At 74.0% G+C, this 13,639-nt stretch carries 12 protein-coding genes and 1 pseudogene; 11 read left to right on the forward strand and 2 right to left on the reverse strand.

Annotation, left to right across the window (positions count from 1 at the left end; translation table 11 throughout):
• Positions 1-167 precede the first annotated feature (167 nt).
• On the forward strand, positions 168-1,775 hold the full coding sequence (locus tag ACTWQH_RS07855; RefSeq protein ID WP_443285631.1) for an MFS transporter: 1,608 nt from the start codon (positions 168-170) through the stop codon (positions 1,773-1,775).
• A gap of 61 nt (positions 1,776-1,836) precedes the next feature.
• Positions 1,837-3,064: pseudogene (locus ACTWQH_RS07860) on the forward strand (acyl-CoA dehydrogenase family protein); the annotation flags it as partial.
• Between the two features lie 32 nt (positions 3,065-3,096).
• On the opposite strand, the gene ACTWQH_RS07865 reads toward ACTWQH_RS07860, so the two are convergent.
• Positions 3,097-3,540, reverse strand: coding sequence for a cell division protein SepF (locus ACTWQH_RS07865; protein ID WP_443285632.1), 444 nt, complete (start codon positions 3,538-3,540; stop codon positions 3,097-3,099).
• 420 nt (positions 3,541-3,960) lie between these two features.
• Between ACTWQH_RS07865 and ACTWQH_RS07870 the strand changes: the two genes are divergently transcribed.
• From ACTWQH_RS07870 to ACTWQH_RS07880, 3 genes are all read left to right on the forward strand, one after another.
• The gene (locus ACTWQH_RS07870) at positions 3,961-4,893 is read left to right on the forward strand and encodes a S1 family peptidase (RefSeq protein WP_443285633.1); all 933 of its coding nucleotides are present in this window, start codon (positions 3,961-3,963) and stop codon (positions 4,891-4,893) included.
• Between the two features lie 541 nt (positions 4,894-5,434).
• Entirely contained in the window at positions 5,435-6,514 is a 1,080-nt protein-coding gene (locus tag ACTWQH_RS07875; RefSeq protein WP_443285634.1) for a S1 family peptidase, read from the forward strand.
• Between the two features lie 123 nt (positions 6,515-6,637).
• Positions 6,638-7,789 carry a DUF5685 family protein gene (locus ACTWQH_RS07880; protein ID WP_443285635.1) on the forward strand — a complete coding sequence of 384 codons (1,152 nt, stop codon included), beginning with the start codon at positions 6,638-6,640 and terminating at the stop codon, positions 7,787-7,789.
• Between the two features lie 48 nt (positions 7,790-7,837).
• Here the strand turns inward: ACTWQH_RS07880 and ACTWQH_RS07885 are convergent, their stop codons facing one another.
• Positions 7,838-8,863, reverse strand: coding sequence for an aspartate-semialdehyde dehydrogenase (locus ACTWQH_RS07885; RefSeq protein WP_443285636.1), 1,026 nt, complete (start codon positions 8,861-8,863; stop codon positions 7,838-7,840).
• A 183-nt stretch (positions 8,864-9,046) separates the two neighbouring features.
• Between ACTWQH_RS07885 and ACTWQH_RS07890 the strand changes: the two genes are divergently transcribed.
• Genes ACTWQH_RS07890 through ACTWQH_RS07915 form a run of 6 tightly spaced genes read left to right on the forward strand, consistent with a single transcriptional unit; the run spans position 9,047 to position 13,583 of the window.
• Positions 9,047-9,349 (forward strand): urease subunit gamma, encoded by a 303-nt coding sequence (locus tag ACTWQH_RS07890; RefSeq protein ID WP_443285637.1) that lies wholly within the window; start codon positions 9,047-9,049, stop codon positions 9,347-9,349.
• A 29-nt stretch (positions 9,350-9,378) separates the two neighbouring features.
• Positions 9,379-9,690, forward strand: a complete 312-nt coding sequence (locus ACTWQH_RS07895; RefSeq protein ID WP_443285638.1) for an urease subunit beta — start codon at positions 9,379-9,381, stop codon at positions 9,688-9,690.
• Positions 9,683-11,404, forward strand: a complete 1,722-nt coding sequence (locus ACTWQH_RS07900) for an urease subunit alpha (RefSeq protein WP_443285639.1) — start codon at positions 9,683-9,685, stop codon at positions 11,402-11,404. Before ACTWQH_RS07895 ends, ACTWQH_RS07900 begins: the two co-directional genes overlap by 8 nt.
• A gap of 10 nt (positions 11,405-11,414) precedes the next feature.
• Positions 11,415-12,107: an urease accessory protein UreF gene (locus tag ACTWQH_RS07905; protein ID WP_443285640.1), complete on the forward strand. Its 693-nt coding sequence runs from the start codon at positions 11,415-11,417 to the stop codon at positions 12,105-12,107.
• Positions 12,108-12,120: 13 nt separating this feature from the next.
• Positions 12,121-12,825 (forward strand): urease accessory protein UreG, encoded by a 705-nt coding sequence (gene ureG / locus ACTWQH_RS07910; protein ID WP_443285641.1) that lies wholly within the window; start codon positions 12,121-12,123, stop codon positions 12,823-12,825.
• Positions 12,822-13,583, forward strand: a complete 762-nt coding sequence (locus tag ACTWQH_RS07915) for an urease accessory protein UreD (protein WP_443285642.1) — start codon at positions 12,822-12,824, stop codon at positions 13,581-13,583. Before ureG ends, ACTWQH_RS07915 begins: the two co-directional genes overlap by 4 nt.
• Positions 13,584-13,639: the final 56 nt, after the last annotated feature.

Genomic DNA, 13,639 nt, shown 5'->3' on the forward strand with positions numbered 1-13,639 from the left:
TCCGGCGGCTGTTTAAGAAGGTTTTCCGTTCGTCGGCCGCAGGTGAACGGCGGCCCGGCGGGCGGGGGGCGCTGGGGCCCGCCCGGCTGTCGTAGTCTGTCTGACCATCTGCCCTGGACGGGCCCCAAGAGCAGCGCGAGCAGCAGAAGGAGAGGTGCGGAGAACAGATGCAGCCCGGGCCGCGCGGACGGTGGACGGTCCTCGTCGTGCTCTGCGTCAGCCTGCTGCTCGTCGCCGTCGACGCCACCGTCCTGCACGTGGCCGTGCCCGCCGTCACCAAGGACCTCAGGCCCGACGGCATCGAGCTGCTGTGGATCGTCGACGCCTACCCCCTGGTCTGCGCCTCGCTGCTGATCCTCTTCGGCACCCTCGGCGACCGGGTGGGCCGCCGCCGCGTGCTGCTGCTGGGCTACGCCTGCTTCGGCCTCGCCTCCGCCCTCGCCGCCTACGCCGCCAGCCCGGCAATGCTCATCGTGGCCCGCGGCCTGCTCGGCGTCGGCGGCGCCATGATCATGCCCGCGACGCTGTCGATCCTGCGTCAGGTCTTCCCCGACCGGCGCGAGCGGGCGCTGGCCGTCGGGATCTGGAGCGCCGTCGCCGCCGTGGGCGCCGCCATCGGGCCGCTCGTCGGCGGGGTGCTGCTGGAGCACTTCTGGTGGGGGTCGGTCTTCCTGATCAACATCCCCCTGATGGCGGTGTGCCTGCCCGCCGGGCGCTGGCTGCTGCCGGAGTCCAGCGGCGACGGCGCCGGGCCGTGGGACGTGACCGGCGCGCTGATGGCCGCGGCCGGGCTGTTCGCCCTCATCCTCGCCCTCAAACGCGCCGGCGGGGGCGACGCTTTCACGGCCGGCACGGTGCTCGCCGCCGGGATCGGCGTCGGCCTGCTGTCGCTCTTCGTACGCCGCCAGCTGCGCCGCGGCAGCCCGCTGGTGGACCTGGCGGCGTTCACCCGGCCCGCCTTCGGCACCTCGGTGGGCTGCATCGTGCTCACCGTGCTCGCCCTCGTCGGCCTCGCGCTGGTGGCCGCGCAGTACCTGCAGCTGGTGCTCGGGCTCTCGCCGCTCCAGACAGGGCTGCGGCTGCTGCCGCTGAGCCTGGCCGCGATCGCCGCCGGGCTGGCGGGCTCCCGGCTGCTGCACCGGATCGGGCCGCGCGCCATGGTCGCGACGGGCTTCGTGATCACCGCCCTGGCCGTGCTGACGCTCCTCTTCCTCGACCAGCACGACCGGCCCGTGGTGATGACGATCGGCTTCGTGCTGCTCGGGTTCGGCCTGGAGACGACGCTGTTCGGCGCGTACGAGGCGATGCTCAGCGACTGCCCGGCCCGCGAGGCCGGGGGAGCGGCGGCGATCGGCGAGACGGCGTACCAGTTCGGCGCCGGCATCGGGATCGCGCTGCTGGGCAGCGTCATGAACGCCACGTACGCCCCCGAGGTGAGCGGCGCCAGCCGGCTGAGCGGCGTGGCGGAGGCGGACGCCGAGGCCGCCAGCCACTCGCTGGGGGAGGCGTACGCGGTGGCCTCCCGCATCGGCGGCGAGAGCGGCCGGGCGCTGCGGGACGCCGCCAGCGAGGCGTTCGTCCACGGCATGCACCTCACGCTGGTGGCCAGCGCCGCCATGCTGCTGCTCGGCGCGCTGGCCGCGCTGCGCCTGCCGGCGTCGCTGGACGTCCCGCCCTGCCACGACGGCAAGGCTCCACGGGACCGGGCGTGGGCGCCGGCCCAGGCGGGCGAGCGCGACCGCTCGCCGCTGTCGCTCGGCGGCCGGCGGCCGTAGCGTCCCCCGCATCCCTCGCGTATCCCCTCCCGTATCCCTCACCAGAGAGGCCGCACCCCGCATGTCCGCCGCCGACCCGGCCGAGGCCCTGCCGCCCTTCGACCCCGCCGACCCGCTCGGCCTCGACGAGCTGCTGAGCGCGGAGGACCGGGCGGTGCGGGACACCGTGCGCCGGTGGGCGGAGGAGCGGGTGCTGCCCGGCATCGCCGAGTGGTTCGAGCGCGGGGAGCTGCCCGGCGTTCGGGAGCTGGCACGCGAGCTGGGCGCGCTCGGGGCGCTCGGCATGACCCTGGAGGGCTACGGCTGCGCCGGGCCTCGTCCGTGCAGTACGGCCTGGCCTGCCTCGAACTGGAGGCGGCCGACTCCGCGCTGCGCTCCCTGGTCTCGGCGCAGGGCTCGCTGGCGATGTACGCCATCCACCGCCTCGGCTCCGAGGAGCAGCGCGAGCGCTGGCTGCCGGCCATGGCCGCCGGCGAGGTCATCGGCTGCTTCGCGCTGACCGAGCCCGGCCACGGCTCGGACCCGGCGGGGATGCGCACCCGGGCGCGGCGGGACGGCCCGGACTGGGTGCTGACCGGCCGGAAGGCGTGGATCACCAATGGGTCGCTGGCCGGCGTGGCCGTCGTCTGGGCGCGGGCGGAGGACGGCGTTCGCGGCTTCCTCGTGCCCGCCGACCGGCCCGGCTTCGCCGCCACGGAGATCCGGCACAAGGTCTCGCTGCGGGCCTCGGTCACCTGGGGGTACCTCCCAGGCCCCCAGGGCCTGGGGGAGAACTCGTGCTGGACGAGGTGCGGCTGCCCGCCGGCGCCGCGCTGCCCGGCGGCCAGGGGCTGCGCGCGGCGCTGTCCTGCCTGAGCCACGCCCGGTACGGCATCGTGTGGGGCGCGATGGGGGCGGCCCGCGCCTGCTTCGAGGCGGCGCTCGACTACGCCGTGAGGCGCGAGCAGTTCGGCAGGCCGATCGGCGGGTTCCAGCTCACCCAGGCCAAGCTGGCCGACATGGCGGTCGAGCTGCACAAGGGCGTGCTGCTCGCCCACCACCTGGGGCGGCGCATGGACGCCGGGCGGCTGCGGCCCGAGCAGGTGAGCCTCGGCAAGCTGAACAACGTGCGCGAGGCGCTGCGGATCTGCCGGACGGCCAGGACCGTCCTGGGGGCGAACGGAATTTCGCTGGAGTACCCGGTGATGCGGCACATGGCGAACCTGGAGTCGGTCCTGACCTACGAGGGCACCAGCGAGATGCACCAGCTCGTGCTGGGGAAGGCGCTCACCGGTCTTGACGCCTTCCGCGGGCCGTGTGTGCCGCTGTGTGCCGCCGTGTGTCAGCTCTGGTTGAAGAAGCCGCCCTCCGACGCCCGGCGGGTGTCGCCGCTGACCACCTGGTAGTCCGCGGGGGTCAGCAGGAACACGCGGTTGGCCACCCGGTCGATGGAGCCGCGCAGGCCGAAGATGAGGCCGGCCGCGAAGTCCACGACCCGCTTGGCGTCGGCGGCGTCCATGGCCGTGAGGTTCACCACGACGGGAACGCCGTCGCGGAACAGCTCGCCGATGCGGCGGGCGTCCCGGAAGCTGTCCGGGGAGACCGTCGCGATCCGACCGCCCTGCTCGTGCGCGGCCTCGGCCGCGACGCGGACGCGCGGGTCGGTGGTCCACGGCTCCGCGGTGTCGCCCGGCTCCGGCCCTTCGGCGTACTCGTCGTCGTAGTAACGCATTTCGCGGTCATCGACGAGGCCCAGCCAGGCACTCGCCCTTCGCACGGATCCCATGGATGCCTCCTCTCCTCGCGCGGCCCGTTCGTACATTCCTAGTCCGCTTCCCTATGGTCGTCCATGATGCGGATGGTGTGCCAAGCGGATTGCGCCTGGTACCGGGTTTCGTGACGGTTCTGGTGCATACGATATGGCGGTCCATCAGAGGTGCGACGGGTACTTCGCTGACGGACAGTCGGTGAAATACTGACGGAGCGTAAGGCTCATCCCGTCCGTCCAGCCGGGTGAGCCGCGGCCCGCGCCGGTGTCCTCTCCTGGCCGAAAGACGTTCTTGGCAACAGGGCTGGTGGTGAGAACACTCAGGACAGCGCTTGTCAGGGGCATGTCTTGCCGATCTCTTACCGACAGCTCCTGGCCACGCCTCACGGGATCCGTACACCAGAGCGTATCCCCTCATTCCTTACATGGAGGAAGTAAGTGAGATCCAAGCGCACCAAATCCCACAGAACCTCGCGGAGCCGCTCCGGCAGACGGCTGCGGATGCTGGCGGCGGTCTCCGGGCTGCTCGCCGCCGTCGCCGCGATCCTCGCTCCGCAGGCCGCGCAGGCCGAGCCGGTTCAGACCTTCAGCACCTCCCAGCTCAGGGCCGCGAGCGACGCCGTGCTCGCCGCGGACGTGGGCGGGACGGCCTGGACGGTCGACCAGGAGACGAACGGCGTCGTCGTCTCCGTCGACGAGACCGTCTCCCAGGCGGAGATCCGGCGGATCACCAGCCGCGCGGGCTCCCTCGCCGACGCCATCACCATCGAGCGCACCGACGGCGTGCTGCGGCGCTACATCGCGGGCGGCGACGCCATCTATGCGAGTAGCTGGCGATGCTCCCTCGGCTTCAACGTGCGCAGCGGCAGCACGTACTACCTGGTGACCGCCGGGCACTGCACCGACGGCGCGGGAACCTGGTGGACCAACTCCTCCCAGAGCACGACGATCGGCCCCACCGCCGGTTCCAGCTTCCCCACCAACGACTACGGCCTGGTGCGGTACAGCAACACCTCCCTGGCGCACCCGGGCACGGTCAACCTCTACAACGGGAGCACCCGTGACATCACCGGTGCCGCCAACCCGACCAACGGCCAGTCCGTGCAGCGCAGCGGCAGCACCACCGGCCTGCACAGCGGCTCGGTGACCGGGCTCAACTACACGGTCAACTACGGCGGCGGCGACATCGTCTACGGGATGATCCGCACCAACGTCTGCGCCGAGCCGGGCGACAGCGGCGGCGCGCTGTTCTCCGGCAACACGGCGCTGGGTCTCACCTCCGGCGGCAGTGGCAACTGCACCACCGGCGGGACGACGTACTTCCAGCCCGTGGTGGAGGCCCTCAACGCCTACGGCGTGAACGTCTTCTGACCGCCCCGGGCGCCCGGCGCCCCGCGCGTTCGGCGTCCGGCTCCTCCGCACGCGCACCCGCGCTTCCGTGCTTCCGTACGCACGCATGCCGCCGCTGCCCTCACCCGCCCGCCGCGGGTGGGGGCAGCGGCCTGTCTGGGGCCGCCCGGACGCCCCCCCGGGCGGCCGGGGGGCACGATTTCCGAACGCCGCGGGGCGAAGAACGAACTCCAGGCGGTGGTTTTCGGACAGGTCTAGTCCGTTCGCTCCGCCATACGTGATGGCTCAGGGGTGACCGCCGACCGCGCAGGGTGCGCCGGTTCGCGGGATCACTGTGGCTTCTCTCGGAGTGTTGTGGATACTTCGCGTTGATTTCCTGCAATGGTGTGTTGATATGGCTGGGGCGCGAACTCGTTCTTGTGCGCGCCCCGGTTGGCTCGCAATACTCGCCAGACCGCTTGGCATGGACGTGACCAATGGGCGACCGGCGCGACACCCGCTCGTACCCGCGTCCGTGCTCTCTCCGGAGCTGCGGCTCCAACCCCCACAGGAGGCAACGAGCGTGACACACCGACGCAAGTCAACGCGGCGCCTGGCGATCGCGGCGACCGGCATCGCGGCCATGGTCGCCGGATCGTTCGCCGTCGCACAGGCGAACGCCACCCCCACGTCCGACACCACCGAGCTGAAGGTCCTGTCCTCACCGGAGGCGGGCGAGCTGGCGGCCACCCTCACCGACCGGCTCGGCTCCGCGACCGCGGGCAGCTACTACGACGCCGAGACCGGCAAGCTCGTGGTCAACGTCGTGGACTCCTCGGCGGCCGACTCCGTGCGGGCCGCGGGCGCCGAGGCCAGGATGGTGGACCACACCATGGCCGAGCTGAACGAGGTCAAGGCCGAGGTCGACGAGTTCGCCGTCCCCGGCACGTCCTGGTCCGTGGACCCCATGAGCAACTCGGTCCAGGTGAAGGTGGACAGCACCGTCACCGGCGAGGAGTACCGGCAGGTGGCGGACGCCGTCGACGCGCTGGGCGACATGGCGTCGATCGAGCGTGTCGAGGGCGAGTACCAGCCGTTCATCGAGGGCGGCGACCCCATCTACGCCGCGGGCGCGCGTTGCTCGCTCGGGTTCAACGTCACCCTCTCGGACGGCAGCGCCGGCTTCCTGACCGCCGGCCACTGCGGCAACATCGCCGCCAGCTGGACCGACGAGTCCGGCGCGGAGATCGGCCAGATCGTGGACAGCGTCTTCCCCGGCTCGGACTACGCGCTGGCGCAGTACACCGCCGACATCGACCACCCCAGCGCGGTCGACCTGTACGACGGCACCTTCCAGGACATCACCGAGGCCGGTGAGGCCGTCGTCGGCCAGGAGGTCACGCGCAGCGGCAGCACCACCGGCGTGTTCGGCGGCCAGGTCACCGCGCTCGACGTCTCCGTGCAGTACGCGGAGGGCACCGTGGACGGCACCATCGAGACCACCGTCTGCGCCGAGCCCGGCGACAGCGGCGGCGCTCTGTTCGCCGGCACCACCGCGCTCGGCCTGACCTCGGGCGGCAGCGGTGACTGCACGGCGGGCGGCGTCACGTTCTTCCAGCCCGTGGCGGACGCCCTCGCGGCGACCGGCGCGAGCCTCCCGTGAGGACATGACTTTGCCGTGAGTTGACGCCAGCGCCCCGGCGCGAATGGCAGACTGCTCAAAGCCCCCGGCCGCGTGCCGGGGGCTTTCCGCACGACACCACCGGGGAGAACGGGGGGAAAGACCATGTTCGGGATCATCCGGCCGTGTCAGCACCGGCTGTCGGAAGGGCTCCGCAGGGAGTGGATGGCCCACCTGTGCGGCCTGTGCCTGGCGCTGCGCGGCACCCACGGCCAGTCCGCCAGGATCGCCACCAACTACGACGGGCTGCTGATATCCGTGCTGCACGACGCGCAGACGGAGCGCGCCGCCGGCGAGCTGCGGCGCAAGGCCGGGCCGTGCCCGCTGCGCGGCATGCGCCCCGCATCCGTGGCGCACGGGGAGGGCGCCCGGCTGGCCGCCGCCGTCTCCCTGGTGCTGGCCTCGGCCAAGGTCCGCGACCACGTCCTGGACGGCGACGGGCTGCTGGCCCGGCGTTCCATGGCCGCCGCGGCCCGGCGGGTGGTGCGCGGCTGGGACCGGGCCGCCGCGCGCAGTGGCGCCGAACTCGGCTTCGAGGTGGCCGTGCTGGTCGAGGCGGTCGACCGGCAGCAGGGCGTCGAGGCGCTGGCGGGCCCGGGCACCCCGCTGCTGGCGGTCACCGAGCCGACGGAGACGGCCACCGGGGCGGCGTTCGCCCACACCGCCCACCTCGCCGGACGGCCGGGCAACGCCGCGCCGCTGGAGGAGGCGGGGCGGCTCTTCGGGCGGCTGGCCCACCTGCTCGACGCCGTGGAGGACCTGGAGTCCGACGAGGCGTCGGGCGCCTGGAACCCGATCGCCGCCACCGGCACCCCGCTGGAGGAGGCGCGGCGGCTGTGCGACGACGCGGCGTACGGCGTGCGGCTGGCGCTGCGCGAGGCCGAGTTCGCCGACGAACGCCTAGTCCACGCGCTGCTCGTCCACGAGCTGCGGCAGGCCGTCGACCGCACCTTCGGCACCACCTGCTCGCACGTGCCGCCGGGCGCGCCGCCCGGCTTCGGCCCGCCCGGCCCGCCTCCTGGCGGCGCCCCGCCCCGGCCGCCGCGGCACCGCGGCCTGATCGCGGGCTGCGCGGTGTGGACCGCGCTGTGCTGCACCGCTCAGATCTGCTGCCGCGACCCCTACCACGACCCGTGGACCGGCGAGCCGCGCGAGGGCCTGTGCCACAAGTGCTCGGACTGCTGTGACTGCTGTGACTGCTGCAGCAACTGCTCCGACTCGTGCTGCTGCGACTGCGACTGCGGTTGCGACTGCTGATCCGGAGCCCCGGGGGCACCCGGGCCCCGGGGCCCGCTTCGGCGGCGTTTACGCGCCCGCCGCCACCAGCTCGGCGACCTGCACCGCGTTGAGCGCCGCGCCCTTGCGGAGGTTGTCGCCCGAGACGAAGAGGGCCAGGCCGTTGTCCACGGTCTCGTCGCGGCGGATGCGGCCGACGAAGCTGTCGTCGCGGCCCGCGGCCTGGAGCGGCGTGGGGATCTCCGACAGCCGCACGCCCTCGGCCGCCGCGAGCAGCTCGTGGGCGCGCTCGGGGGAGAGGGGGCGGGCGAAGCGGGCGTTGATCTGCAGCGAGTGGCCGGTGAAGACGGGCACGCGCACGCAGGTGCCGGAGACCTTCAGGTCCGGGATTTCCAGGATCTTGCGGCTCTCGTTGCGGAGCTTCTGCTCCTCGTCCGTCTCGGCCAGGCCGTCGTCGACGATCGAACCGGCCAGCGGCAGCACGTTGAACGCGATGGTGCGGGCGTAGGCGGAGGGCGCGGGGAGGTCGAGGGCCCCGCCGTCGGAGGTGAGGCGGGCGGCGTCCTGGGCGACGGCGGCGCGGGCCTGCTCGTCCAGCTCGCTGACGCCGGCGCCACCGCTGCCGGAGACCGCCTGATAGGTGGCGACGACCAGCGCCGTGAGCCCGGCCTCGGCGTGCAGCGGGCGGAGCACCGGCATGGCGGCCATGGTGGTGCAGTTGGGGTTGGCGACGATGCCCTTGGGGCGGTCGGCCAGGGCGTGCGGGTTGACCTCGGAGACGATCAGCGGGACCTCGGGGTCCATGCGCCAGGCCGAGGAGTTGTCGATCACCACCGCGCCCGCCGCGGCGACCTTCTCCGCGAGGGCCCTGGAGGTGGCCTTGCCCGCCGAGAAGAGCACGATGTCAAGGCCCGAGAAGTCGGCGGTGGCGGCGTCCTCGACGGTGACCTCGCCGTCCTGCCACGGCAGCGTGCGGCCGGCGGACCGCGCCGAGGCGAACAGCCGCATCCTCTCGACCGGGAACTTCCGCTCGGCGAGAATCGCGCGCATGACCCCGCCGACCTGGCCGGTCGCTCCGACGATCCCGATCTTCATGAGGCTCCCTCGTCTCTCTCGTCCCTTTTGTCACTGGTCGACTGTGCGCTCCTAGCCTGCCTTGCCCGGGGCCGCACCGGCCAATCCTTTCGTTGTCGTCACTCTCTGTTACTGTGAGGATAGTAACGCCCCCGTAACGAGGCCGAACTAACCTCCGGGGGACGACGACGGAGAGGTGATCGGGTGCGACTCACCCCGCACGAGCAGGAGCGGCTGCTGATCCACGTGGCCGCCGACGTCGCCGCCAGGCGGCGCGCCCGCGGGCTGCGGCTCAACCACCCCGAGGCCGTGGCGCTGATCACGGCCCACGTGCTGGAGGGCGCGCGCGACGGGCGCACCGTCGCCGAGCTGATGGACTCCGGCCGCCGGGTCCTCGGCCGCGACGACGTGATGGAAGGCGTCGCGGAGATGATCCACGACGTGCAGGTGGAGGCCACCTTCCCGGACGGCACCAAGCTGGTCACCGTCCACGAGCCCATTTCCTGACGGCATTCCTCACGAAGGGGGCACCCGCCGTGATTCCCGGAGAGATTCTGTACGCCGACACCCCGGTGCCGCTCAACGAGGGCGCGCCGGTCACGCGGCTCACCGTGCGGAACGTCGCGGACCGGCCCATCCAGGTGGGCTCGCACTACCACTTCGCCGAGGCCAACCCCGGCCTCGACTTCGACCGCGCCGCCGCCCGCGGCCGGCGCCTGGCCATCGCCTCGGGCACCGCCGTCCGCTTCGAGCCCGGCATCCCCGTCGAGGTCGAGCTGGTCCCGCTGGCCGGGCGCCGCGTGGTCTGGGGCCTGAGGGGCGAGGTCGGAGGGCCGCTCGATGGCTGAGCTCTCGCGCGCCGCGTACGCCGACCTGTTCGGGCCGACGGTGGGGGACCGGCTGCGGCTGGCCGACACCGGGCTGCTCATCGAGATCGAGGAGGACCTGGCCGGCGGGCCCGGGCGGGCCGGCGACGAGGCGGTCTTCGGCGGCGGCAAGGTCATCAGGGAGTCGATGGGCGTCTCCCGCGTCACCCGCGCCGACGGCGCCCCCGACACGGTGATCACGGGCGCGGTGGTGCTGGACCACGCCGGCGTCGTCAAGGCCGACATCGGCATCAGGGACGGCCGCGTCACCGCCCTCGGCAAGGCGGGGAACCCCGACACCATGGACGGCGTCCATCCCGAGCTCGTGATCGGCCCCGAGACCGAGATCATCGCGGGGAACGGCCGGATCCTCACCGCCGGCGGCATCGACGCCCACGTCCACTTCATCTCTCCGACCATCGTCGCCGAGGCCCTGAGCTCGGGCGTCACCACGCTCGTGGGCGGTGGCACCGGACCGGCCGAGGGCTCCAAGGCCACCACCATCACGCCCGGGCCGTGGCACCTGGCCCGGATGCTGGAGGCGATGGACGGCATGCCGATCAACCTCGGGCTGCTGGCCAAGGGCAACACCGTCTCCCGCGAGGCGATGCTGAGCCAGCTGCGCGGCGGCGCCGTGGCGTTCAAGATCCACGAGGACTGGGGCGCCACCCCGGCCGTCATCGACGCCTGCCTGAGCGTGTGCGAGGAGACCGGCGCCCAGCTCGCCATCCACACCGACACGCTCAACGAGGCCGGCTTCGTCGCCGACACGCTGGCCGCGATCGCCGGGCGCTCGATCCACGCCTACCACACCGAGGGCGCGGGCGGCGGCCACGCCCCCGACATCATCACCGTGGTCTCCGAGCCGCACGTGCTGCCGTCCTCCACCAACCCCACCCGGCCGCACACCGTCAACACCGTCGACGAGCACCTCGACATGCTGATGGTCTGCCACCACCTCAACCCGGCCGTCCCCGAGGACCTGGCGTTCGCCGAGTCCCGCATCCGGCCCTCCACCATCGCCGCCGAGGACGTGCTGCACGACCTGGGCGCCATCTCGATCATCTCCTCCGACTCCCAGGCCATGGGCCGGGTCGGCGAGGTCGTGCTGCGCACCTGGCAGACCGCGCACGTGATGAAGCAGCGGCGCGGCGCGCTGCCCGGCGACGGTGCGGCCGACAACCTCCGGGCCCGTCGCTATGTCGCCAAATACACCATCAACCCGGCGGTGGCTCAGGGCCTGGACCGCGAGATCGGCTCCGTCGAGCCCGGCAAGCTCGCCGACCTGGTGCTGTGGGAGCCGGCGTTCTTCGGCGTCAAGCCGCTGCTGGTGATCAAGGGCGGCCAGATCGCGTACGCCCAGATGGGCGACGCCAACGCCTCCATACCGACGCCGCAGCCCGTGCTGCCCCGCCCCATGTTCGGCGCCCACGGCCGGGCCGCGGCGGCGGGCTCGGTCACCTTCGTCAGCCCGCTGGCGCTGGACGACGGGCTTCAGGAGCGGCTCGGCCTCGCCAAGCGGTTCGTCGCCGCGGGCGACACCCGGCGCGTCGGCAAGGCCGACATGCGGCTGAACGACGCGCTCCCCGACGTGAGGGTCGACCCCGACACCTTCAGCGTCACCATCGACGGCGAGCCCGTCACCCCCGCCCCCGCGGCGGAGCTTCCCATGGCCCAGCGGTACTTCCTCTTCTAGGGCGGGGGTGGTGAGCGTGCCGGCCACGAGCGGCGCCCGGGCAGCCCTCCTGCTCCTCGCGGACGGCCGGTTCCCGGCCGGGGGCCACGCCCACTCGGGCGGGGCCGAGGCCGCCGTCCGCGCGGGGCGGGTCACCTCGCCCGCCACGCTCGCGGCGTTCTGCCGGGGCCGGCTGCACACCGCCGGCCTGGTCGCCGCGTCCCTGGCCGCCGCCGCCTGCGGCGGGCACGACCGGGAGGAGCTGGACGCCGCCGCCGACGCCCGCACGCCCTCGCCCGCCCTGCGCGCCACCTCCCGCAGGCTCGGCCGCCAGCTGCTGCGCGCCGCCCGCGCCGCCTGGCCCGGCCCGGAGCTCGACGCGCTCGCCGCCCTCCGGCCGGGGCCCCACCAGCCCGTGGCCCTGGGCCTGGCCGCCCGCGCCGCCGGCCTCGCCCCGCACGACGCGGCCCAGGCCGCGGCGTACGAGTCGGTCAGCTCGCCCGCCACCGCCGCCGTGCGGCTGCTGAGCCTGGACCCCTTCGACGCCACGAGGGTGCTCGCCTCCCTGACCGCCGAGCTCGACGCCGTCGCCGAGCGGGCCGCCGCCCACGCGGCCGCCGCGGCCCGCAACGGCACCGTCGCCCTCCCGGCCGCCTCCGCACCCCTGCTCGACATCTCCGCAGAACAGCACGCCGCCTGGCCCGTGCGGCTGTTCGCCTCCTGACGGGAGCCCTCCGATGCACCTGGACCACCCCGAGACCTTCCCCCGACGCCACACCCACGGCCGCACCCACGGCCACGGCGCCGCCGCCACGCTGCCCGACGGCCGCCGCCGCGCCCTGCGCATCGGCCTGGGCGGCCCGGTCGGCTCCGGCAAGACCGCCACCGTCGCCGCGCTGTGCCGCGCCCTGCGCGACGAACTGGCCATCGCCGTCGTCACCAACGACATCTACACCCGCGAGGACGCCGACTTCCTGCTGCGCGAGGCCGTGCTGCCCGCCGAGCGCATCACCGCCGTGGAGACCGGGGCCTGCCCCCACACCGCCATCCGCGACGACATCTCCGCCAACCTCGACGCCGTGGAGGAGCTGGAGGAGCGCACCGGCCCGCTCGACCTGGTCCTCGTCGAGTCCGGCGGCGACAACCTCACCGCCACCTTCTCCACCGGCCTGGTCGACGCCCAGATCTTCGTCATCGACGTGGCCGCCGGCGACGACATCCCCCGCAAGGGCGGCCCCGGCGTCACCACCGCCGACCTGCTCGTCGTCAACAAGACCGACCTCGCCCCGTACGTCGGCTCCGACCTGGCGGCCATGGCCCGCGACGCCAAGGCCCAACGCGGCGACCTGCCCGTCGCCTTCACCTCCCTGAAGGCCGGGGACGGCGTCCGGCCCGTCACCGACTGGGTGCGGGAGCGGCTCGCCGCCTGGGCCCGCGCATGACGCCCCGGCGTGCGGCCGTCCACGCCCACGCCCGCGTCACCGCCGCACCCGGCGGCGCCCTGCCGGTGCTGCGCGGCGACGGCCCGCTCGCGCTGCGCCGCACCCGCGCGGCCGGTCCCTACGCGCAGGTCACCCTCGTCGGCGCGATGAGCGGGCCGCTGGGCGGCGACCGGCTGCGGCTGACCGCCGTGGCCGAGCCCGGCGCCGCGCTGCGCGTCACCTCCGCCGCCGCCACCGTGGCCCTGCCGGGCCCCGGCCCCGACCCGCTCCCGGCGACCTACGACACCGCCCTCACCGTCGCCGACGGCGCCGAGCTGCACTGGCTGCCCGAGCCGCTGATCTCCGCGCGCGGCAGCGACCTCGCCATGACCACCCGGATCGAGCTGGCCGCCACCGCCCGCCTCGTCCACCGCGAACAGCAGGTCCTCGGCCGCGCCGGCGAGGAGCCCGGCCGCCTCACCACCCGCCTGACCGTCCACCGCGCCGGCCGGCCGCTGCTCGACCAGGAGCTGTCCTACGGCCCCGGCGCCGCCCCCGGCTGGGACGGCGGCGCGGTCCTCGCCGGCCACCGCGCCGCGGGCCAGCTGCTGATGGTCGACCCAGCGTTCGAGGACAAGCCCGCCGACACTGCCGTCCTCGGCGACACCGCCGTCCTCACCCCCCTGGCGGGCCCCGCCGTCCTGATCACGGCCGTGGCCCCGGACGCGCTGGCCCTGCGCCGCCTGCTGGACGAGGGCGCGGCCCGGCTCGGCGCCTGAGCATGCCCCGGGAGGGGTCCCCGGGGGTGTGCGCAGACTCGACGGTGGGACAGAGG

Origin of the sequence: Streptomyces sp. 6N223 (genome assembly GCF_052246635.1) — a bacterium.
Taxonomy (GTDB): Bacteria; Actinomycetota; Actinomycetes; order Streptomycetales; family Streptomycetaceae; genus Streptomyces.